This is a genomic window from Microcoleus sp. Pol12B5 (genome assembly GCF_036701335.1).
GTDB lineage: Bacteria > Cyanobacteriota > Cyanobacteriia > Cyanobacteriales > Microcoleaceae > Microcoleus.
In genome coordinates, this window is the sequence record NZ_JAUBQQ010000040.1 from 11,795 (window position 1) to 36,274 (window position 24,480).

At 44.5% G+C, this 24,480-nt stretch carries 13 protein-coding genes and 3 pseudogenes; 10 read left to right on the plus strand and 6 right to left on the minus strand.

Annotated elements, in window-relative coordinates:
• Positions 1-6 precede the first annotated feature (6 nt).
• From QUA24_RS17185 to QUA24_RS17210, 6 genes and pseudogenes are all read left to right on the plus strand, one after another.
• On the plus strand, positions 7-1,497 hold the full coding sequence (locus tag QUA24_RS17185) for an MlaD family protein (RefSeq protein ID WP_333230897.1): 1,491 nt from the start codon (positions 7-9) through the stop codon (positions 1,495-1,497).
• Positions 1,498-1,676: 179 nt separating this feature from the next.
• Positions 1,677-2,409: pseudogene (locus QUA24_RS17190) on the plus strand (Uma2 family endonuclease).
• A 480-nt stretch (positions 2,410-2,889) separates the two neighbouring features.
• Complete coding sequence (locus tag QUA24_RS17195; RefSeq protein ID WP_333230898.1) at positions 2,890-3,282, plus strand: tetratricopeptide repeat protein; 393 nt, start codon at positions 2,890-2,892, stop codon at positions 3,280-3,282.
• A 107-nt stretch (positions 3,283-3,389) separates the two neighbouring features.
• Positions 3,390-6,662, plus strand: coding sequence for an FkbM family methyltransferase (locus tag QUA24_RS17200; RefSeq protein ID WP_333230899.1), 3,273 nt, complete (start codon positions 3,390-3,392; stop codon positions 6,660-6,662).
• 25 nt (positions 6,663-6,687) lie between these two features.
• A complete protein-coding gene (locus QUA24_RS17205) occupies positions 6,688-11,514 on the plus strand; it encodes an FkbM family methyltransferase (protein ID WP_333230900.1) in 4,827 nt (1,608 codons plus the stop codon).
• Between the two features lie 33 nt (positions 11,515-11,547).
• Positions 11,548-12,549 (plus strand): FkbM family methyltransferase, encoded by a 1,002-nt coding sequence (locus tag QUA24_RS17210; protein ID WP_333213474.1) that lies wholly within the window; start codon positions 11,548-11,550, stop codon positions 12,547-12,549.
• A gap of 5 nt (positions 12,550-12,554) precedes the next feature.
• Here QUA24_RS17210 and QUA24_RS17215 read toward each other — a convergent pair whose 3' ends face one another.
• From QUA24_RS17215 to QUA24_RS17230, 4 genes are all read right to left on the minus strand, one after another.
• Positions 12,555-14,792, minus strand: coding sequence for an O-linked N-acetylglucosamine transferase family protein (locus QUA24_RS17215; RefSeq protein WP_333213473.1), 2,238 nt, complete (start codon positions 14,790-14,792; stop codon positions 12,555-12,557).
• A gap of 132 nt (positions 14,793-14,924) precedes the next feature.
• A complete protein-coding gene (locus QUA24_RS17220) occupies positions 14,925-15,485 on the minus strand; it encodes a type IV pilin-like G/H family protein (RefSeq protein ID WP_333213472.1) in 561 nt (186 codons plus the stop codon).
• Between the two features lie 114 nt (positions 15,486-15,599).
• Positions 15,600-16,919, minus strand: a complete 1,320-nt coding sequence (locus QUA24_RS17225; RefSeq protein WP_333213471.1) for a class I SAM-dependent methyltransferase — start codon at positions 16,917-16,919, stop codon at positions 15,600-15,602.
• A complete protein-coding gene (locus QUA24_RS17230) occupies positions 16,870-17,199 on the minus strand; it encodes a hypothetical protein (RefSeq protein ID WP_333230901.1) in 330 nt (109 codons plus the stop codon). Before QUA24_RS17230 ends, QUA24_RS17225 begins: the two co-directional genes overlap by 50 nt.
• Before the next feature lie 205 nt (positions 17,200-17,404).
• Here QUA24_RS17230 and QUA24_RS17235 point away from each other — a divergent pair.
• Both QUA24_RS17235 and QUA24_RS17240 read left to right on the plus strand, forming a co-directional pair.
• Positions 17,405-18,022: pseudogene (locus QUA24_RS17235) on the plus strand (Uma2 family endonuclease).
• A 178-nt stretch (positions 18,023-18,200) separates the two neighbouring features.
• Entirely contained in the window at positions 18,201-19,376 is a 1,176-nt protein-coding gene (locus QUA24_RS17240) for an AI-2E family transporter (RefSeq protein WP_333230902.1), read from the plus strand.
• Between the two features lie 97 nt (positions 19,377-19,473).
• On the opposite strand, the pseudogene QUA24_RS17245 reads toward QUA24_RS17240, so the two are convergent.
• Positions 19,474-20,124, minus strand: a pseudogene (locus tag QUA24_RS17245) (Uma2 family endonuclease).
• 293 nt (positions 20,125-20,417) lie between these two features.
• Here QUA24_RS17245 and QUA24_RS17250 point away from each other — a divergent pair.
• Entirely contained in the window at positions 20,418-21,593 is a 1,176-nt protein-coding gene (locus QUA24_RS17250) for a homocysteine biosynthesis protein (RefSeq protein ID WP_333230903.1), read from the plus strand.
• Positions 21,594-21,678: 85 nt separating this feature from the next.
• Here the strand turns inward: QUA24_RS17250 and QUA24_RS17255 are convergent, their stop codons facing one another.
• Positions 21,679-22,926, minus strand: coding sequence for a hypothetical protein (locus tag QUA24_RS17255; protein ID WP_333230904.1), 1,248 nt, complete (start codon positions 22,924-22,926; stop codon positions 21,679-21,681).
• Positions 22,927-23,508: 582 nt separating this feature from the next.
• Here QUA24_RS17255 and QUA24_RS17260 point away from each other — a divergent pair.
• Positions 23,509-24,417, plus strand: coding sequence for a tetratricopeptide repeat protein (locus QUA24_RS17260; protein WP_333230905.1), 909 nt, complete (start codon positions 23,509-23,511; stop codon positions 24,415-24,417).
• Positions 24,418-24,480 lie beyond the last annotated feature (63 nt).

Here is a 24,480-nt window from a genome sequence, read left to right on the forward strand (position 1 = left end):
GAAAATATGCGATCGCGAACTGTAAGAGAAGGCTCTGTCGGGTTCTTAATTTTAGTAGGAATCGGTTTATTTGGCGGCTTAGTGCTCTGGCTGCGGGGCGTGCAAATAGGGAACCGCAGCTACAAATTCGCCGTAGAATTTGGCAGCGCCCAAGGAATGCAAATAGGCACGCCCATCAGGTATCGTGGGGTTGCAGTTGGTAAAATTACCGCCCTCCAACCGGGTTCCAACGGCGTAGACGTGACGCTGGAGATTGCCCCCGGAACTTTAGTGATTCCCAGGGATGTTACGATCGAAGCGAATAAATCGGGTTTAATTGGCGAATCGTCGATCGACATTACCCCCAACTCGATTTTGCCAGAATCATTACTTACTGCCAATCCCGTTAGTGCCGACTGTCCCGCAGAGATTATCTGCAACAATTCGCGCTTAAAAGGTCAAGCTGGTGTGACTATCGACGAACTAATTAAATCCACAGTTCGCCTAGCTAATTTCTACACTGACCCCGCCCTGTTCAACAATATTAAATCTCTTGCCGAGAATACAGCCAATACAGCTAAAGGTGCAGCTAAACTCACTCAAGATTTATCGACTTTAACTCAAACTGCCCAAGCGGAAATAAAAACTTTAAATCAATCTGTAAGGGGAGACATTGGGAGCTTAAATCAATCTGTTAAAACTGAAATAGCCAGTTTAAATCAATCATTAAAGGGGGAAGCAAGCACCTTAAATCAATCATTGAAGGGAGAAGCAAGCACCTTAAATCAATCGATTAAGACGGAAATATCAGCCGCCGCCACTGATGTTTCTAAAGTAGCAGCTACGGCGGACACTTCCACAAAAGCCGTATCTGCCGCTGCGATAAATTCTGCTAATTCAGTAACTCAAGCAGCCAATCAAATTACATTAACAGCCAACCAAGTCAATTCTTTAGTAGCAACTAACCGCGGCAGTTTAGTCTCAACTCTGAATAACATCAATCAAAGCAGTCAGGAACTGCGGGTAGCTGTCAGCAGTTTGAGTCCGACAATTAATCGAATCAACCAAGGACAATTGCTGAACAATTTAGAAGTTTTATCAGCGAATGCTGCCCAAGCTTCTAGTAACTTGCGAGATTTATCCAGCCAGGTAAACAATCCCGCCAATTTGCTATTATTGCAGCAAACCCTAGATTCTGCACGAGCTACATTTCAGAACGTGCAGAAAATTACTTCCGACGTGGATGATTTGACAGGAGATCCGGCTTTCCGCAACAACATTCGCAGGTTGTTCAACGGATTGGGAGGCTTGTTGGGTTCGACAGAACAACTGCGACAGCAAGTTAAAGTTACTCAAACATTAGCTCCCCTTTCTGAGAAAGTAAATGCGATTACGCCTGCCATAAATCAATCAGTAGAGCCTGGATTTCCCAGCTTGCAAAAACAGCCCAAATTGCCTGTTTTACCTTCTCAAACTGCAAGGTCAGCAGAATTATTGGCTCCCGAAAATACTCCTTAAAACACGGTATTATTGAATAACCGCTAGTGCAATATTCGCGACTTACTCTAGTTAGTAATGTTGGCAATACGCACTTTGATTACAGCTAGTTAATCAGGTGCGGTTTTCGCACCAGGCATTAAACTTATTGTCCAAATCCTATTAATAAAAAACTATTTCTATCGAAACCAGGAAAACCAATGACGCAAACATTATCGAAACCGGACGCAACCAAAAGCCAGTATACTGTGACTTGGGAAAAATTGCCAGACGACTTTAAATTACCCGACGATCCTGTGGAAAACATCGACCAACCACTTTTAGCCGCGGCCCTGCGAGAAGCCTTGGATCTCGCAGGATTTATCCTAGCTTCAATGCTAATAGCCTCCAATTTTGGACTCTGTGCCAAAGTTAACGACAAAATAGTAGTAAAAGCCCCTGATTGGGTGTACGTTCCCTCGGTATTGCCAGCAGAACTAGGAGAAGTTCGCCGCAGTTATACGCCCAATGCTGAGGGAGAAGTACCTGCTGTAGTGATGGAATTTTTATCGGACTGACGGTAGTGAATATTCAAATAAACCGACATATCCTTACGGGAAATGGCGGTTTTATGAGCGAATTTTGCAAGTACCGATTTATGTAATTTTTGAACCAAAATCGGGAGTATTGGAAGTGTACAGACTCTCTGCGTCGGGAGAATATGAATTGCAAGAACCGGATGCTAATCAGCGATTCTGGATAGAATCAATGGGTTTATTTCTGGGGGTTTGGGAAGGTGAAAAATCTCAGAGAAGGGGTTATTGGTTGCGCTGGTGGGATGAGAATGGCAATTTGCTGCTGTGGGGTGCGGAACGGGTGGAACAGGAACGCCAGCGCGCCGATCGACTAATGGCATACTTGAGGAGTCAGGGTATCGATCCTGATGGCATTTGAATGTGTGGGAGGTTGATCGACCTTTCGGCCATTAATCCAATCCCATTTTGATTGCACAATCGAGTCAGCCAGGGCGTTTTAGATTAAAAATAACCACCATAAAGGAGCGATCTGCAGGACTGCAACAACATTAGAAGAAAAATTAGATCGGCTTTCTGATGAATTAGCCTCAGCACTAGAAGCGGAACGCCAGCGCGCTCCTGAACTCACATCTTTGCTACCGCGTTACCGAGCTCGGTTTGGCGAAATGCCAGAGAGTAACGGCTAACAAGTAAGGGTGCGATCGCCCTTCACCGATCGAGATCGCCCGCGTGTTATTGTCACCTAAATGTCCTTGACAAATCTAAGATTTTGTGTTGGGGCTATAATTGGTTTCAAATTTTAAATGGCGAAGGGGGATCGTTTTGCGATCAAACTTGGGCATTCTAGAGATTAGGTGCTTTGCAAGTGCCTGGAAAACAGCGACACCAAGAGTTAGCAATGGAAAGCACACAGAAAAAATCTAGTAATAGTCGCGTTCATCGGGGCGATCGAATTAAGCAGATTTTTGCGTTAGTATCAATGGTTGGCTTTGGTGGTTCGGCAATTTTTGGTATGGTGAGTCTGTTCGGCAGCGGTTTGAGCAGCCAGCACCAACAAAAATCTGCTCCAGTAGCAGTTTCTCAGGAATCTTTGCTGGCAGCCCAGGAACGGGGATATGAGACGGTTTTGCAGCGGGAACCGCAGAATCAGACGGCTCTGGAGGGGTTGGCAAATGTGCGGTTGCAGATGAATAATCAGATCGGGGCGATCGAGCCTTTGGAAAAGTTGGTGAAGCTAAATCCTGACAGAGCTGATTATAAGGCGCTGTTGAGGCAGGCGAAGGGGAAGTAGTAGGCGATCGGTCAATTTTTTTAGTAAGATAGATTGAAAATCCTTAAATTAAATGTACCTTCCTAATTTAAATACCCGACTTAGTTAGTTTCACAAAAGGATTGAATATGGGCATAGTACGCATGGGGCCACCAATAGAAATCATCTCCCAACTAAAAGAAGCTTACGGGATTAATAATTTTATTGAAACAGGAACTTATCAAGGCCAGACAGCATACTGGGCAAGCCAAGTATTTGAACAAGTTTTTACAATAGAGTATTCTCAAGACCTTTATCAAAAAGTTACCGAAAAATACGGTCATATCAAAAACATAGACTTTTTGTACGGTGATACCAGAAACCTTCTTGACAATACAGTATCACAACTTGAAAGTCCAAGTTTATTCTGGCTAGACGCTCATTGGAGCGGAGGGCCAACCTATGGAGAAATCGATGAGTGTCCCTTACTCGCAGAAATCGAAATAATCAACCGCTCCGACTGCGAACACTTTATTTTTATTGATGATGCCCGATTGTTTTTATCTCCTCCACCCCCGCCCCATGCACCTCAACACTGGCCGGATATTAGCGCAGTATTAAATTTGTTGAATTCAAAAAACAGCAGGCATATTGTAATTATTGATGATGTTATTATTGCTGTTCCGGCGCGGGCAAAAGAACTAATTGTTCAGTATTGCCAAGAGTTGCTCACAACTTTAGGCAATACAGGCAGCGGGAAACAGGAACAAAATCATCAAAGCACTGGGGTGTCTGCTAATAATATCAACCCGGTAGAGTCCATCAATAACTATGAATTAAAGATTATAGAAAATTTTATTGCTTCCGGTAATGTCGTTTTCGATATTGGCGCAAACATAGGTAGCTGGACAAATCAAGTATTAAACATATGCCCCGACGTTCAAATCCATTTGTTTGAGCCAGCACCGCCTATATATCAAACACTTCTACAAAACCTGGCTGAACCGATTAAAAGCGGTCAACTCGTGTTAAACAACTTGGCAATAGCACACCAACAGGAAATTAGGGAATTTTATTACTACGATAAATTTTCAGGATGGAGTACATTTCATCGCCGATTTGAAATCGAAAAACAATATAATATTCCGTCGCCTCAGCCATTTCAAATTTTAACAGCTACCCTTGATGATTATGTCCAAACAAGGGGTATAAAGCGAATTAATTTCTTAAAAATTGATACAGAAGGCGGCGAACTAGAAGTTCTTCGCGGAGCAACTAGCCTCTTGCAAAAAGGTAAAGTGGATTATATTCAGTGTGAGTATGGCGGAACATTTGTTGATGCCAACATCACATTCAAACAAGTCTTCGAGCATTTACAAAAATTTCGTTATACAATCTTTAAAATACTGCCCCATGCTTTACAACCTTTACCCGAGTTTTTACCAGAATATGAGAATTACGAGTATAGCAACTTTTTAGCAGTGAACGAGAGGTTCACAGCTTTGATTTTTAGTGAAGCACCAAATCTGCTCGATTTGCAGGAGCTTTGCGGAAAACATTCTGTTGCACCGCGCGGCATTATTCACATTGGGGCACACGAAGGCAAGGAAATTGCAAGATACCGAGCAATGGGGGTGCAAAGGGTACTGTTTGTTGAAGCCAACCCTGCTGTGTTTGAACGTTTGAAAACGAATATAGCTGGTTTCCCTAACGTGCTAGCGGTGAATTGTGCAGTTAGCAACATCAACGGCACAAGCACATTGTATGTAACTTCTATGGATCAAAGCAGTTCTATCTTACCATTGAAGGAGCATCAAAAGTTTTATCCAGAAATCAAGGAAGTTGAGCGTGTAGTTGTGGAGTCGAGAACTCTGGATACACTTCTAGAAGAACTTCAAGTTAATCCCGCAGATTTTAATATATTAAACATTGACATTCAAGGTGCAGAGTTGTTGGCTTTGCAGGGAGCAACGAACGTTCTCAAACATATTGAAGCAATAAACACGGAAGTTAATTATGAAGAACTCTATGAAGGCTGCGCTTTAATTGACGAAATCGATGATTTTCTGGAGATGTGCGGTTTCGATCGCGTAGCAACGACAACACCGTTCCATCCATCTTGGGGCGATGCGTTTTATGTGAAAAAGCCCGCAGTCACAATGTCCACCCTTGGTAGAAACGGACGGTTTGCCAATCAAATATTTCAGTATGCCTTCTTGAAAATCTATGCCAAAGAACATAATTTGAAAGTAGAGACACCTGCCTGGATTGGTCAGGCTCTCTTTGGTTGCAATGATTCGCCCATTTCTCAGGAGTTACCTGTAGTTAGCGAAGAAACTAATAACCTTTTAGAAGCTCGCATACCAAAAGCCAAAGAAACCTTCAAAGATGTGGATTTTTGGGGTTACTTTCAGTACCATACAAAGTATTATGCAGCGCACAAGGAGTATTTTCGGTCTCTGTTCAAACCTGTGCCGACAATAGAAACTCAAATGAAGGATGCCTTGGATTGTTTGCGATCGCATGGCAAAACAATCGTCGGTTTGCATTTGCGGCGGGGAGACTACGGCTACAGCGATTTCTTCATCGCACCGAGCGAATGGTACAGAGAATGGCTAAAAGGTTTGTGGGAAACTCTGGATGAACCGATACTATTTATTGCCAGCGATGAACCGGAAAAAGTTTTAAGTGATTTTGAGGAGTATAATCCCATCACGACCAAAGATTTAGGTTTGGAGTTACCGGAAGCAGAATTTTATCCAGATTTTTATTTATTGAGCCAGTGCGATATTGTAGCAATTTCAAATAGCTCATTTTCCTTTGCAGCTTGTATGCTCAACGAAAAAGGCAAATTTTTCTTTCGTCCGCACTTGTCTGCCCAAAAACTCATCCCTTTCGATCCGTGGAATAGCGAACCAATTTTGCGGAATGTCAACGTTATCGGCTATACTGACGAAATCAACCCTAAATTAATAACAACTGCGAAAACAATTAATCTTGACTTGATTGAAGAAACGCTCCACGATTTAAACCTCAGAGAAGTTAATTTAATCATTTTCCCCAATTGGCATCAGTCAGAAGAGTCTCTCTCTGGCGAGTTGTCAGGAGTCATCAAAGCTGTTTTGGCTCATCGCGATCGCTCTCGCATTACTCTACTGATAGACAGTAGCGAGAGCGATCGAGAAGATGCTAACCTTATTTTGTGCAATGTTACCATGAATCTGCTACTGGAAGAGGATTTAGATGTTGGCGAGGTGCCGGAAATTACATTAATCGGACAGATGAGCGAAATACAATGGGAAATTCTCTGGCCCCGTCTCCGCGCTCGCATTGTATTAGAGCAAGAAAATAAACAGATGGCACACAGAGCAGGTAACTTGCCACAGTGTAAAATAGAAAGCTTGGCAAATATCAAATTATAAAAAGTAAGTTTAAGTGAGTGCAACTATGAACCATAACGTTTCTAAATCGTCGTTCAACAGGATAATTCCACCTGAAATTAAAAATGATGAATTTTATCGGGCACTTCAAAGGATTGTTCAGAACGAAGATATTAAAACAGTCTTAGAAATTGGCTCGTCATCGGGAGAAGGAAGTACAGAGGCATTGGTGACAGGGATGCGGCAAAATCCGAACAACCCAACGCTATTCTGTATCGAAATTTCACAACCTCGCTTTGCTGAACTAAAAAAGAGATATGCTAATGATGATTTTGTCAAGTGCTACAACGTCTCTACTGTTTCTTTAGAAGAATTTCCCGAGAAAGAAGAAGTTATCAACTTCTACAACAACATTAATACAGGTTTAAGAGTTTACCCACTAGAACAGGTAATAGATTGGCTGCAAGATAATATAAAATATGTTAAAGAATCCGGGGTTGAGCCGAACGGCATCAAAAAAATAAAGCAAGAAAATAACATCGATATTTTTGATGTAGTGATAATAGACGGCTCTGAATTTACGGGGCGAGTTGAACTCGACGAAATATATGGAGCCAAGTTTATTATGCTTGACGACATAGATACGTTTAAAAACTATCAGAATCATTGCAGATTACTTTCAGATTCCCACTATGTACTGGTAGAGCAAAATCTATTTTTGCGTCACGGTTATTCGGTTTTCAAGAAGACTGAAGAAATAGAAAAAAAACGCCAAATTTCCGATATCCCCCTACATTTTTTCACAATCGTTCTCAATGGACAACCGTTTATTCGTTACCATATCCAAGTTTTAAAAGAGCTACCTTTTCAGTGGCACTGGCATATTGTTGAGGGTGTAGCAGACTTGAAGCACGATACAGCTTGGTCTTTAAGCTCAGGGGGAAAAATTGCGGACGAAATTCACAACAACGGACGCAGTAATGACGGAACTGCTGAGTACATTGACGAACTGGCAAGACAATACCCTGAAAACATTACAGTATATCGCAAACCCGAAGGTGTTTTCTGGGAGGGAAAACGCGAAATGACGAATGCGCCATTGACAAACATTAGAGAGGAATGTTTGCTGTGGCAATTGGATGTAGATGAACTGTGGACAGCCGATCAAATTTGTACTGCGCGACAGATATTTATCAATCATCCTGAAAAAACAGCAGCTTTCTACTGGTGCTGGTATTTTGTTGGAGAAAATCTGGTTATTAGCACTCGCAATTGTTATGCTCAGAATCCTCAACAAGATTGGTTGCGTACTTGGAGATTTAAGCCGGGAGCATTTTGGGCCGCACACGAGCCCCCAATATTAGCGGAACCTAATCCTGACGGTTGGCGCGATGTGGCTAAGGTCAATCCTTTTTTCCACGAAGAAACTGAAGAAGCCGGGCTAATTTTTCAACATTTCGCTTACGCCACAATAGAACAGTTGCGTTTTAAAGAGGAATACTACGGTTATGCTAATGCTGTTGCTAAATGGACCCAGTTGCAGCGGCAAACTAGATTCCCGGTTTGCTTGAGTCAGTATTTTCCCTGGGTTAAAGATTTAACTGCGGTCGATACTGCAAAGGCTTGTGACATCCAGCCGATCGCGCTGAAAGAAAAAGATAGCAATACCTGGAAGTTTGTACAAATACCTCACCAACAAAAGTCTGCCAAACCTCAAAAGCCATTTCCCAAAATAATTGTAGACGGCGTATTTTTTCAGCGCTATAAAACGGGAATTGCTCGAGTCTGGAAATCTCTGTTAGAAGAATGGGTAGAAAACGGTTTTTCCGAACACGTAGTTGTTATTGACAGAACGGGAACAGTGCCGGAAATTCCCGGCATCCAGTACCGTCCTTTGCCTGCTTACAACTATGACACAGTGGATGCCGATCGCGCAATGCTACAGCAAGTTTGTGACGAACAGAGTGCAGACTTATTTATCTCGACTTACTACACAACTCCCCTATCAACTCCCTCTGCATTCATAGCGTATGACATGATTCCAGAAGTTGAAGGAGTAAATTTAAGTACACCGATGTGGCGTGAAAAGCATTTCGGGATTCACCACGCATCTGCATACATCGCAATTTCCGAAAATACAGCCCGTGACTTAGTAAAGTTTTTTCCAGATATTGCCTCAGATTCAGTAACTGTAGCTCATTGCGGAGTTAACAGTAAATTTGCACCAGCGAGTCCAGAGGCAGTTAATCATTTTAAAAACAAGTACGGTATATCAAAGCCATACTTTCTTTTAATCGGGCCTGGAATCGGCTATAAGAATGGAACTTTGTTTTTCCAGGCTTTTGCTCAACTTGAAAGCAGACAAGGGTTTGAAATTGTCTGTACGGGTAGTGATTTGTTATTAGATACAAAGTTTAGAGACTATACATCAGGTTGTGCGGTGCATATCGTACTGCAACTGAGTGATGAAGAGTTGATAGCTGCTTATTCCGGTGCTGTTGCACTGGTTTATCCCTCGAAGTATGAAGGTTTTGGTTTGCCTGTGCTGGAGGCGATCGCTTGCGGATGTCCAGTCATTACTTGTGCAAATGCGTCTATACCTGAAGTCGCAGGAAAAGCTGCATTATATGTTAACGATGCTGATGTTAGCGGACTGGTGAATGCGCTTTGCGAAGTGCAAAAGCCGGATGTTCGCAAGGCCTTAATTGCTGCAGGTCTCAAACAAGCGCAAAATTTTTCGTGGTCGAAAATGGCGAAAACGGTGAGTTTGGCTTTGATAGATGCAGCATTCTTGCCTTTAAAGCTGCGGTCAATCAATTTAATCGTTTTCCCAAATTGGCTAGCATCAGAAGAGACGATTTGCGAAGAATTTACACAAGTTATCAGGGCGATCGCCTCTCACCCCGATCGAATGAAGATGACATTACTTGTAGATACTGGCAACATTTCTGACGAGGATGCAAATCTGATTTTATCCAGTGTCGCTATGAATCTGCTGATAGAAGAAGATTTGGACGTTACTGAGTGTGCCGAAATTTCCTTGGTAGGACAACTGGAGGAAAAACAGCGGGAAGCGCTGTTGAGTCGCATCCAGGGTAGACTTGTCTTAGAGAACGAAAATAAACAGGCGATCGCAGCAGCCAAAGCAGAAAACCTTCCCTGCTGTGATCTCGCTAGCTTCAGTGGCAAGCGAGCCGTCCAATCAAAAACAGGAGATTGGCAGTTCATTTTACCAGAAAGTTTATTTCTCAGAGTCTCTCAAAGACAACATAATATTAACGAAAAACCCTCCGCGATTTGCTACTTAGAATACCTCCAAAGAAACTGTCCGACTATCGGTTTAGATACCTTCTCGCGCGTAGCTTCAAGTCTTGAAAATACATCTTGGGACGAACCTGTATCAGCGACGGATTTAAACAATTTTGCTGTAGTCGCCTTGATAGAAGCAGAGCAGTGCCAGGAATCATCCCTCAAAGAAATATATATCAATACAGCTTTAGAAGCCTTAAAGAGTGCAGTAGATTTATACAATCATCCACTCTGTGCAGCTCATTTTGCCCTAGTTCTTGCCCTGACTGGAGAATCCGATGAAGCAATTAAAGAAGCTTTTCATTTTTTGGTATCCCTTGGTATTCAGCAGTCTGCTGGCGACTCACTAGAAAAAATTCCTCCAGCTCTTGTTTATCTGCCACCGACAGGTAGTAGTTTGAAGACGTACCAAGCAGAACAGCTAACTCAAATTTTACAAGCCGAAGACGCTCGCAGTCAATCGATATTATTGTTAATTGAAGCCCTGGGTCGGTCGCAGATAATTTCTTACAATGAATTTGGCATGAGGCTACTGCACCTAACGGCTCAAGTTTTACCAGATTCTGGTTCCATAAATTTAAAAATAGGAGTATACAGCCTGCTAAACGATCAATCGGAAGGAGTCATGTATTTGCACCGTGCCAAACAAATTTCCTCGGATTCAGCACCCGTGCTGCAAGCTCTATACATCGCCTGTAAAGATTTAGAGCAGATAGAATATGCCCAGCAATGGCTAAATTTTGCTAGAGAATTGGGTCAACAGCATCCCAATTCTCTAGAGTGGAGATGGACTGACTTAGAAGTTAACAGTCCCTTCACTTACGTGCCTTTTGAAACTCAACTTTTATTAGCAGTTGAACCGAGGTTTTACGGTTGTATAACCAGCAGCGTATTGATTGCCGAAAAAGACTGGTTTGAAAAAGAAATAGAATTTTGGCGCAGTGCGATCGCACCAGGCATGACTGTTATCGATGTGGGTGCTAATGTAGGAGTTTACACCTTTAGCGCTGCTCTCCGGGTCGGTTCCCAAGGCCACGTGCTGGCAGTAGAGCCTTTTTCTGGCTGCGTTAGCTATTTGCAAGAAACCTGTAGAATAAATCATCTAAACTGGGTGAAAGTTTGTGCCGGTGCTGCCAGCGATCGCTCTGGAACAGTTCGCTTATCTCTTTCCCCTGCCAGTGAATTAAACAAAATCGCCACTGGCGAAGCTGTCGCAGAAATGCAGCCAGACTCTTTTGAAGAAGTCACCTGCTTTACTCTAGACAGCTTGATTGAGCAGGAAAACTTGAGCCGAGTAGATTTCCTCAAAATAGATGTTGAAGGGCACGAACTGTCAGTATTGACAGGCAGCGACAGAATATTATCTGAATTTGCTCCCGTCATTATGTATGAAAATATTGCTGCGGGAAGTAAAGACAGCAATGTACCTGTTGCTGACTACCTTAGAAGCAAAGGATATCGATTATTCCGTTATCAACCTTACTTGCAGAACCTAATTCCTGTAAATTCCGCCGAGGAGTTGCACGGAAACATGAATATAATCGCTTTACCCCCAAATCAAAGTTACCTATTAACTCAAGAATAATCATTTTTAGAAAAAGAAGAGGATACTTTGATTATGACATTTTTTATTGAAAGCTTAAAGAAAAGCGGTCATTTAGAACAAATTAACATGACTGTTTGTAATGTTGGCTGTCGTAAATTAACAAGCCAAGATGACTATGGCAGCCAGGGATGGAATATTTTTGCACCTCGGCTGACTATCTACGGTTTTGATGCAGATGCAGATGCTTGCGAAGCCGCCAATGCTGACCTTGAAGCACGACAAGTCAATTGGACTGAAAAACATATTCCTCTAGCCTTAGCAAAGTCTGTAGGTGAATCTACACTTTATGTCACACAACATCCCATGTGCAGTTCGCTTTATCCACCGAATGAACCTTACTTGGAGCGTTTTTCAGGATTACCCGAACTTGTGAACTTAGATTTTTGTATAGAACTTGAAACCACCACTTTAGATGAGTTCTGCCAGCAGGAAGGAATTGAGGAAATAGATTTCCTGCAAATTGATGTTCAAGGTGCTGAAGTTTTGGTATTAGAAGGTGCAGTAGAAATTTTAAAACGAAGTATTCTCGCTGTTCAAGTTGAAGTCTCGTTTTCTAATTTATACTTAAATCAACCTTTGTTTGCAGATGTAGATATCTCTCTCAGGAACCAAGGTTTTACACTATTTGACTTAACAGGTGCTCGTCGTTTCCGCAGCCATTCCCCTATTGGTTCAACACTCCGCGGCGGACAATTACTGTGGGGAGATGCGTTTTACTTCCGCGATTTAATTGGAGAAGACATTGATCCAAATATGACAACACCTGACAATATTCTTAAATTGGCTTGCATTGCCGATATTATGAATTTCCCGGATTACACTTTGGAATTATTGGAATATCTGACTTTGCAACATGGCAATAACCCCCAATATAACTTTGCCAACAATATCATTGAGGGCCTAGCTCAATTTCCCGAGCTAGTCAAGCAGGGACTAGGTTCCCTGCCTATCGTTGCCAGAATTCGGGATTATATTAGTGATTGTGATATTGACTCGTTTGAGAGTATAGCTTAATAAGGCTAACTTTGGAGATAAATTTGCCACATCTGCTCGTATGCTTTTTCCATCTCTCGCGTAAACTGCTGAGCATTCCAAAGCGGAGAAGTTTGCCTTGACTGCCGCAGTTTCCACGAAATTTGTTGCCGCAAAGCAGCATCTTTCCCTAAGCGAATTCCCCATTCCACATATTCTTCATCAGTCCAAGCAATTCCCTCTGTTAGCCCTGCATTCATCATCATAGTATAGCTGTTGCGTGCCGCAAATTGCTGCCCGACTCGCGTCACCAAGGGAATGCACATCCAAAGAGTTTCTAGAGTAGTTGTGGCTCCATTGTAAGGATAAGTATCCAGAACTACATCCGCAATACCTAAGTTAGCTCGGTGAACTTCCTCTGAAGTAACTGTTGGCAAAAATCGCAGACGATCGCCCTCCAAACCCTCTTCTTCCGCTAGCTGGTTAAAGAACTGTTTAATTGATTTTTCGTCAGCCCCCCCTTTAATTAAAAAATAACTATTCGGCACTTCCTTCAAAATCTTCAACTGTAGTCGCGCTGTGTCCTGATGGCGCTTGTAACCGCTCTGACTACTGAGATACACAATAGCATCGTTAGGAATATTAAACTGATCGCGACGTAATGTTGGCACTCCCACTTCAAAACCATCCACAGCTATGTAAGTCTGGGGCAAGCGCCAGATTTTTTCACTGTAATAATTCTGGGCAGACTCCGGCAGCACGTATGGATCGGCAATAAAATAGTCAATTGCAGGCACTCCTGACGCATCCCAACCCAACCAAGTGGCTTGAATGGGCGCGGGTTTCATCGCCATCACTTCACAGTTAATGTCTAGAGTAATGCTGTCGAGATCGATCAGAATATCGATCTCATCTTTATCGATTTGCTCGGCAACGTTGGTACTGACAATCCCGCACCGATAGGCTTTATCAACGTGATTGACATACCATTCTTGTAAAAAGTGATCGGTATTAACATAATTGAGAAAATAAGCATGAATTTGAAAGCGATCGCGATCGTGGTGCTGAAACAGCCATCGCGCTAGCCAGCCCACAGAATGCCTTCTCAGGCAGTGGGACAAATAGCCAATCTTCAGGGGCTTACCAGAAATGCCCCGGCTTTTTCGAGCTAAGTGTCGCTGTCTGTACCCCTCTATCTGCTCCTTGTTGTTGTTTTGAACGTTGAGTTGGCATAGCTGAGCCAATTGGTTGCTAATGTTTCTAGCATTTCTGGGCTCGTCCTGAAAGTATGGGTAAAAAAAGCTAGTAACAAATAAGTCGTCAACAGTCGATAAGTTAAGCGATGTCGGCTGCTCTGCTATCAACAACTCCTGATCTGACTTGAGCCGCTTGAGTATCGCACAAGCTTCTTCCCAGTATCCACCTGCACTCATTAACCCCCGTAAAATCAGGTGATTCGCATAAACTTTAGCGGGTAACTCTTGTATTAATGAGTAGAAAAGCTTAGCTGTCTTTATCCCCCGATCATATTCACCGACATTCTGATAAAAACAAGCCAAGTGGCGGACCATCTCTGGATGCTCTGAATCTAAACGCAAAACCAGTTCACCCAAGCGTATTGCTACTCTAGTTATTTTTAATATATAGCCTAGCTCGCAAGCAGTTTCTAATAGAATTCCGATATAAACTTGAGGTTCGCGGACATGAGCGAGACAAGCTTCTGCAAACTCCAGCGTTGACGGATGCGAGGGTTCGCGAGCCAAAACACTTTGCAATACTTGCATCAACAGAGCTGCCTCAACCTCAATTGCAGGCTCTACCTGTAGCAACTCGATTAAGCCAACAGAAGTCAGTTCGTCTCCTGTAAAAGTTTCAAGCCGGATGAAAAGCTCAATTAAACGCAACAAGTTGTTAACATCCGCCGGACTAATTTCCCTGATATGATGCCGAATTGCCCAAGCAACAGAGTAGTCTGACAAAACCTCCCGGCGCTCTGCTTCCATTTGCAGCACATCTAAAAGTTGAGCTGTCCATTCCTCCACTTCTTCCGGTTCCCCGTCGGCCATGCCCAGCAGCCAAGTCGTTTGGGCTTCCATCTCTTGCCCCTGCAACAGCAACATCAGCCCCAAGTGCCAGTAGTGGGACTTAGTTTCCGGCTCCGCTGCCATTGCCTGCTCGTAGAGGTTTGCAGCCTGAGTGAAATCTCCTTGGATTAGATATTGACGGGCTTGTTGCTGCCAATGAGCTAGAACAGTCGATGAAATGTTTTCTAAAGAGATTGTCATAGTAATAGTTATTGAAGCTTTCCAGTTTTTATAAACCTCCTGAATAGCAATGGGTAGTGTAAACAACACTACCCACTTTCTTAAAAGATTCAGGTTAGGCTTGCAGGAACAATCCCTGCTTTTATGGCTTTCCTACTTCGACACTACGGTATAGTTAGTGTTGTCGCAAGCTAAGGTAGCAGCAGTAGCCGGCGTATTTGTCAATGTCGGTCCCGGAGCAGCTACACCAGCCCCAGTACTCTCGCACAATACTGCTGTGCTGCTTTTGTCAGCTGCGCCGGCCGCTTGAATTAGGGCTACTCCTCCTATATACGATTTGAGCGCTGTGCTTAGACCTAACGCGACATTTCCAACCTGGGTAGTGGTTGAGTCAATAGTCGCTCCTGTTCCTATAACCTTGTATTGATAGTTCTCCGTCTGAGTTCTAATGCCAAGCCCCAGAACCTCAACGTTTGAGCCAAATTTACCTTGCTCGGCGAAGGATGCTTGCTGGGCACGGTTCATGGAACCAGCGTACTGCTTAGCTTCTGATTGCTTGGCTTTGTTAGCTTGGTTGAGGAAGGAAGGCAAAGCAATAGCAGATAGAATACCGATAATAATGATAACGACCAGCAGTTCAATCAGCGTAAAACCCTTATCTTGTCTTTTTTGATTGAGGTGTTGCAGGAATCTGGCTTTAAATTCAGTTTTCATTGGTTGTTTCTCCTAGAGGGGTGGGATGCTCGATTTCTAACTCTTATATGTAACTTACCCAGTTACCAGCCCTTTAATATCACCCCAAACTATTTTTTTTTTCAACTCCTGGCTTTAATGCTCCAAAAGCACATACAGAAAGACTTCTAAGCTAATCAAGAGTTCCTTGATTTCATTGAATGCTCTCTCCTGATTCACAGGTTCCAGGGTTACAAGGTCTAAGGGTCTGATCTTGAGCCAGCGCTCCGCTAACCCTCTCACAGACTGGGCGCCTTCCCACAGAGGCAGCAAGCAAGCTGCCATAATGCTCTCTATTAAAATCGGCACTAAGGTTGGCGAAGTGACATAACGGCTAATCTCGAAGGAACTCTGGTTAGTGATAGATTTAATCAAATCTTCTTTTAACTGGGGAGTTCTGATCTGAGGATGCAGATGCACCTTTGCCTGCTGCCAGTCAGCCACAGTCCATTCTGAAACTGGTACAAACGACTGAGCTTGGTTGGGAAGACCGCACCAAAAGTCTATCAAACGATGAACTGGATGTAAAAGTTCAAACAGGTGCAGCCGTTGTTCGACAGGAATGTCTGGCAAGCTCATTGCCAGAAATGCAGGTATGTTATTTGGCTCCTTGAACAAATCCGTCAAGTCCCACAACCGCCAACTCACCATACTAATAAATTCTAAATCAGCATCTCTTAATGCTGAAAACACTTCAGGTACAGTATAGCCTTGATCTCCCAACAGCAAATAGTTAGCCAGCATCCATTCTTCGTTTTTTTCGGCTGGAGAACCCCATGTTCTTGCCTTAATAGCCACGTCATCTTTTAGGTCTTGTATAATTTCTTTGGCTAGCTCTATCTCCATCTCCCTAGGATTATCATCCATCAATCCCATGATTTTGAATACTTTTTGAACTGCAAAGTAAGAACTTCGCTGGAGGGAGCTGTGGAGGTTGGTGCGAATAATTCCATCTGGTTTCAAAACTGCTTTCATAGCTTGCAATCCGACAACTGCGTCTGGCAAGAGATAAAGCACCTCGTCACAGTTGATATAATCAAACTGCTGGTTTAAGCTAGGCAGTTCTTCAATTGACAAAGCATGAAACTCTATATTCTCAAAGCCGTGATATTGCAAGCGCTGTCGGGCTAGCTTAACAGACTCTTCGGATAAATCGATGCCAACAATTTTGGCTCCCGGATTGGCCTCTGCCAAAATTAACGATTTGTACCCGCTGCCGCAGCCGGCATCTAAAATAACTTTTCCTTTGGTTTCTATGACTTTCTGATTTCTTATATAGTAAGCTGTTACCAAATTATGGAGATAGAGAGTCTGATAGTTATTCTTAGGAGATGTCTCCAGGGGAATTCTAGGATAAGGGGCATTGTCAAATTGTTGACGAATTTTCTCTATTAACTCTGATGCTTGGGTATTCATTCTGAATTGCTCCTGATGTTGCTAAATTGTGCTGTGGTACTCCATATTCTAATATGTAAAGGTATCTGATCCGCGCATCGCCGGGAAAAAGCGATCGCCCCCACCTCACGTCCCAACTGCAAGCCCAACCGCAACACATACTTGCAATAATAGTCTGAAAACCGATCGCCCAACCAACTACCACGTCCATGAACACCAACATCAGCCCCATCCTCAAAGTATTCACCTTTTCCGCCGCCCTTTCCCTAGCCATCAAGTACGCAGGGCCTAGCTTATCCATACCCTCAACCGACCTCAACGCCCTCATCGCCGTCTTTACCCCCAGTATCATCCTAGCTGTCATCCTCGGCTGGCGATCGCAACAACAGCAGCAGTAGAGACGCAATCAAAAAGTGCGATCAATCTACACTAGATCTAAATACTGTGTTTTTGCCCCAATCTTAATTCCCCGTACAGCTATCAAAACCAAACTTGAGGCACTCACCATGATTCAAACCATCACAGAATTAGTAACATTCGATGAATTCATTGACTGGTATCCTGAAAATTCAGAACACCACTACGAACTGCACAATGGAGAAATTGTTGAGATGCCAAAAGCAACAGGTAAACATTCTAGAGTGGCCGGTTTTACCGCACTGAAAGTCGGAATAGAGATTGATCGTCTCAATTTGCCCTACTTCATCCCCAAAGAATGCGTCATCAAACCCATGCGCGAGGAATCGGGATATGAACCAAATATTATTCTACTTACCAAACAAACCATTGGAAACGAGCGGTGATGGGAGAAATCATCAATTATCACAATGGGTTCATCAGTCCCTCTAATCGTCGAGGTAATTAGCACTAATTAGGGCGATGATTATGCCCTAAAGCTTGAGGCATATGAGTCAATGGGTATTCAAGAATATTGGATTATAGACTATCTAGGATTGGGCGGCCGACGGTTTATTGGCAACCCCAAACAACCTACTTTTTCGGTTTACCAACTAATTGACGGGGAATACCAAGTCAAACTGTTCAGAGGCGGCGAGGGTATTGAGTCCCCAACTTTCCCAGAATTGAACCTGACAGCGCAGCAGGTGTTCGCAAAAGGGAATTGAGGAGGCTGCTTATGCTGATGTCCGAGTAGGGGTATCTGATTAAAGATGCGATCGCCCCCATCTAAGGTATCTTATAGAGATGCGATTCATCGCTTCTGGGCTGCAGAACAATTACCAAGCTGCAATTCCAATACCCTATTCCTCAATCTAAAATCTAAAATCTAAAATCTAAAATCTAATGAAGCTAGGACAGTGGATGGGCTTATTAGCCCTCATCGCATCTTGTTACATCCTGTGGCAAATCAGGCAGGCCCTACTGCTGCTGTTTGCCGCCGTCGTCTTAGCCACAGCCTTAAACAGACTAGCACGCTACTTGCAAAAATTCGGACTCAAAAGATCGATCGCTGTACTCTTATCAGTTAGCTTCCTAATCCTCGTATTCGTAGGCTTATTCCTGATAATTGTACCGCCCTTTACCCAACAGTTTCAACAACTTACCCAAAGAGCCCCTCAAGGAATAGAAAGATTAAATCAGTGGATTGATCAATTTGAGGGTAGCTTTTCAGGACAATTTGGTCAGCGGCTGCCCAATCTTGATGTTAACGACATCATGCAACAACTGCAACCTTTATTCAACCAACTCGTCGGCGGTGCAGGAGCCTTTGTCGGTAACACATTAGGCGTTATTCTCAGCTTTTTGCTAGTCATAGCTTTGACATTGATGACATTAGCAGAACCTCTATCTTACCGTAAAGCATTCATCCAACTATTTCCCTCTTTTTATCGACGACGAGTCGATGGCATCTTAGATGAATGCGAAATAGCTCTCGGTCGATGGGTCATCGGCGCTCTCATTAGCATGAGTGTGATTGCTTTTTTGAGCTTAATTGGTTTGTCGGTCTTGCAAGTCCCCCTACCGCTAGCTCACGCTGTAGTAGCAGGATTTCTTAACCTAATTCCCAATATAGGCCCCACTTTGAGCGTCATCCCCCCAATGACGATCGCACTTTTAGATTCTCCCTTACAATCAGGTTTTGTCCTAATCCTTTACTTTCTAATTCAACAGTTTGAAAGCAACGTCCTCACCCCCTACGTCATGGCACAGCAAGTATCACTGCTGCCAGCAGTAACATTAATAGCTCAAGTATTCTTCGCCACCTTCTTTGGCTTTTTAGGCCTATTGCTAGCCCTTCCCCTCACCGTTGTAGCTCAAGTTTGGATTAGGGAAGCCCTCATTAAAGATATTCTAAACCAATGGAGTGCCAGCCCTAAAACCTTAGCAGCAATCGATTCTGCTATCCATGAAAAACATGAATCTCTAGGAGTCGCCGAAAGCCTGCCAGAAAAATATTTACCAGAACAGAAACCAGACATCCCCGATCATGCTGAAAATGAGGCTCCTGAAAATCAATAGTTAAGGTTCATAATAACTTCACTCCTGATTCCTTCCCAGTTAGAGGACAGAAGTATTCACTCCCAACTGAGAAAAAATGTGGTACAAATACCCTCAACTAACTATCTTCAAGCCTCCCATTTTCTACCGTATCTCGGCCAGCGCTAAAAATCTGTTTAACCGTCAAAGTTAACTGCCCAACTGTGGGCGAAAAAACCCTCTCACTACCCCGAAACTGACTGACTTGATACTCACCGTCAACTAAATGGTGAACAGAAAAAGTAGGTTGTTTGGGGTTGCCAATAAACCGTCTGCCACCAAGTCCCAAATAGTCCGCAATCCAGTATTCAGAAATGCCCAAAGCTTCGTAATCCACCAATTTGTAGCCATAATCATCACGCCAATTGGTACTGAAAACTTCGACAATTAGCCGGAGAGAACTACCCATTGTAATGATAGATTCCTTTTTTCATCTCGGTTCGCTGTCCGTTCCTTGCCTGTCCAAAACGATCGCATCCGGTTCGTAACCAGATAGCTCATTATCAGCTTTAACAACGCATTCTTTGGGAAGGAAGCAAGGAAGTCCTAGTCGTCTGATTTCAAAGTTGAGTTCAGCGACAAGGAATCCAGCTACTTCTGAATATTCTCCGGTGGCTTTAGAGATTTCAACAATAGCTCCATTGTGCAGTTCGTAACGGTTTTCAGAATTTTTAGGATACCAGTCAAGAAATTAATCGAAGCTGACTCGTTTTAATATCGCTTGAGTCATGGCGATCGCCCTTTATTTTATTTATGATATTGTTATTGTATCCGTTATAATTTACATCTTGCATCATTATCCAAAACAGGCAAGATGCCTGTTTTACGAAGAGTGAATTTTCCTGTGGAACAGGCATATTGCCTGTTCATAAAGTCCTTATTGAGAATAGTGCAACATCTCAGTTATAATATATTGCTTTTATCTCAAACAACCAGCTCGATCGACCTTCCATCAATCCAAAATTAATCCAAAATCAAAATCCCTCCAAAATCAATCAATTCAAAATCTAAAATCTAAAATATATGAGATCGATCGACGAAATAAACGATAAAATCAGCCAAGGCAAAGCCACAGTCTGGACAATCGAAGAACTCAAAAACCGAGTCCAAGAAACCAGCGTTAGCCAAGCAGCCAAAGAAGTCGATGTGATTACCGCAGGCACTTTCGAGCCGATGGAATCCTCCGGTGCAATCATCAACCTTGGCCATACCGACCCGCCGATAAAAATCCGCCAGTGCTGGCTAGACGGCGTTTTAGCCTACTCCGGCTTCGGGGCAGTAGACCTGTACCTGGGAGCCACCCAAGTAGCCGAAGACGGCGAAGAATCCCGCGAACGGGGCGGCGGACACGTCATCGAAGACTTAATAGCCGGCAAACCCGTGCAGTTGCGAGCCTTGGGGCAAGTAACAGACTGCTACCCCCGCGCCTCCTTTGAAACCACGATTACCCGCGATACAATCAACCAGTTTTATCTATTCAATCCCCGGAACGCATATCAAAACTTTATTGTGGGAGTCAACGGGGGCGATCGCCCGCTGTTCACCTACCTCGGCCCCCTGCAACCAAACCTCGGCAACGCCGTCTACTCGAACCTTGGAGCCATGTCTCCCCTGCTCAACGACCCCGACCTCCAAATCATCGGCATCGGCACCCGCATCTTCCTAGGAGGCGCCACCGGCTACATCACCTGGGAAGGAACCCAGCACTTCCCGCTACAAAAACGCCAGCCCAACCGCACCCCCATCGGCCCGGCCGCCACCCTTGCACTCATCGGCGACGCGAAACAGATGAACTCGAAATGGGTGCGTGGCTGCTACTTCAAAAACTACGGCCCATCCCTGATGCTGGGAGTCGGCATCCCGTTTCCAGTCTTAAACGAAACAGTCGTCGCCCACTGTGCAGTATCAGACAAAAAAATAGTAGCGCCGGTGGTAGATTTCTCTATCCCCCGGCGCGTTCGTCCCACATTCGGTTTAGTTAGTTACGCTCAATTAAAGACTGGCCGCATCCTGATAGAGGGCAAACCTGTGCGGGCCGCCCCCCTTGCGAGTATGTTTCTCTCCCGGCAAGTAGCATTGGAATTGAAGCAGCAAATTGAAGCGGGTCAATTTACCCTCACGGCCCCAGTTGCTCCCCTACCCACCGACAGAGTATTTCTCCCCCAAGATTTGTGGGGCGCACAAGTCCGGCTCGAATAAAGGATTTTAGATTGGCGATTTAACGGTTGTAAATTAGTCTTGGACAGACTAATTTAAAATCTAAAATCTAAAATCTAAAATTGGTTCATTCCTCGATCGGCTTAGGCTTCTTAACCGGCTTAGGAAGAGGTTCCTTCGGGACAGGCGGTGGTGCTGCTGCTGCGGATTTGATGGTAGGACGCCCTACAGGAGCACCGTCACCGCTGGGCCTAGGAGTAAACGGACGCTTCCCTCCTCCTTTGAAGCCACCGGGCGGCTTGCTGCCAGGGGGGAATTTCCGCTTTTTAATCGGCAGGGCACCAATATTATTAGCCTGCTCAATCATCAGACTGTCAGCTTTCAATTTGACGTGGAAATCCCAAAAAAACCCGATCGCTTTTGTTGCTAAATCTCCCTTGAGTTTCAGCTTAAAAAACTTCATCTTGTCGTCATTCTTGCGGGGAGCTTGCTTGATTTTGACGATGACATACTTTTCTTGGTCTTGGGATTGATAAATCACCTCACCTCTAATCGAAAAATAGCCATCTTCAACATCAGGTTCCGAGGGAGGCAAAGATGCCGTCGATGCTTCGCCGCTAGCCTCAATCTCCGCTGCTTCCTGATGTTCCTCATCAGAGGACGGTTCCGGAGGTTTCTTGAGCGTTTCCGGCTCCCAAACTCCCATAATCTGGGCGTGCAAGTTGCCGTCTTCTTGCCTGGTGCGGGGATAGACCACCCACAGGTGTTCTTGTTCCAGCTCTAGGTGATTTTTGACTAAACTCATGACTCTACCCAGCAAAACTGCATCGATGGCAGTTCCGTCAGCAGCTATCAACATACCCCGGGTGAATTGCTCTTCTGATGGCGTGTAGCGGCCCCGCACCAAACCAACAGCTCGGTACTGTCTGGGTTCGCTGGGGGGGGGAATCGGATGTTGGCGCATGACGGAGGGTATGTCCTCAGCGGCCTGACTTTCGTTAGCGGCAGGCTCGGCGCTTGCAGGCGGTGCGACTGCTACGGCTGGAGTATCGCTGACAGGTGTCGAAGACGCAGCAGACGCCGGGGGTGCAGGAGCATTGCTGGGCTGGTCTTGTAGGTTTGTTTTGTCCTTGTCGGGGGCAGAACTGTAGCGTGGTCGTTGCAGCCTATCCTTGGACGCTGGGGCGTCTGTTGGTGTTGCCGGTTGATTTTGGTCAACAGGTGCAGCCAACGCCGAAGGCACCGAACTTTCATTTGGTGTCTCAGGAATGGAATCTGGATCATTAGGCGGATTGACGGCCAGTTCGCTTGGCTGATCCTTGCGATTTGAAGTAGATTTGGACGATTTGGAAGACCGGTTGGGAGAGGGGTTCATAAAAACTCCTTGCAGCGGAGACACATCCCTTAAGGGAAATTAGGAATAAACTGAAGAAACTGCTTTAAAAACTACTAGCACCTGACAGGCGGGCTTGCGCCCGGAGGTCTGGTTGTGACCCGTCAACGCCAACTTTCAACGCTACGAGTGCCGATCGGTTCCCTGGCTGCTAAAATCCTTGCGAGCAAGGACTTTGGCAGTTGCTGACCGATCGATCCTGCGATCGCGCTGAGCTGGAGTTGCTGGCTAATAGCATTTAGGATATTCAGCTTGCCTATTTTACTTAATCCAATTACCTAACGGCCTGATCCGCCATATTTTCGGTAATTTTTAGCTTGACCAGACTAAATTGGACAGACACCGCAGTCCTTAGGGCTGGGGGTCTGAGTGTCCAAAATTGTTTAGCTAGCATGGAGTTATGGGTCTGTTACCATATTAGCTGCAAGTAAAAGGCTGCTTTGTCCGTTCGGACTTTGAAGTTAAGAACTTTTATGGTTGCATGGATCTAGTTAAGTGGCAGACGCCCCTGGGCGATGCGTTAATTCTTAGAAAATAGTAGGTTTAAGCTGGGATAGTTGAATTATGGAAAAAGCAAACAAGCGTCGTGGGTTGATTACTGTCGTGGTGGTGCTGTCGCTCATCGCTTTTTTGGGATTTTCCCTTGTGCCAATTTTAAACAGTATTCTCCAGGCCAGCCAAGCGCAAAGTCAGTCAACTCCAACGCCTACTCAAACGGCGCAGTCTGGGGAGAAGCAATCAGAGTTGCTGCAAGCTCAGGCTAGGGGGTACGAATTGGTTTTGCAGCGAGAACCTGACAACGTAACAGCTTTGCGGGGATTATTGCAGGTGCGACTGGAGTTGATCGGACAAGGAGTGGGCGACATTAAGGATGCGATCGCTCCTTTGGAAAAGTTGGCTTCGCTGAATCCTGAGACTACTGAATACGGGATTTTGCTGGCTCAGGCTAAGGAACGCACGGGCGATCGCGAAGGGGCTGCTCAGGCTTATCGGTCAATTTTAGCGTCTAAGCCTGGGGAAATTAAGGCTTTGCAGGGGTTGGTGAATTTGCTGCTGGTGCAGCAGCGACCGGAAGCTGCGATCGGATTGCTGCAAGATACGCTGAAGGCTGCTCCGGCTGCAAATCTCGCGAAACCGGAAAGTGTGGATGTAACTTCAGTGCAGTTGATTTTGGGACAGGTTTATGCTGTGCAGAAGCGCTACGAGGAGGCGATCGCAATTTACGACGAATCTGCTAAGGCTAATCCCAAAGATTTTCGCCCCACTTTAGGAAAGGCGATCGTGCTGAAGGAACAGGGTAAAACAGATGAGTCAAAAACGCTGTTCGATCGAGCTACTGAGTTAGCTCCTCCTAACTATAAAGACCAAATTAATCAGTTAGCTAGTGGCACTCCTTCGCCTTCTCCTGCGGCTGCGACGACTCCCGAACCGGCTGCTTCTCCTACTCCTGAAGGTGCGCTACCGAAGCCTTAAGGAAAGTTTTAAGTTTTGAGTTATAAGTTAAAAAGTTTAAAATTCAACACTTAATACTTATAA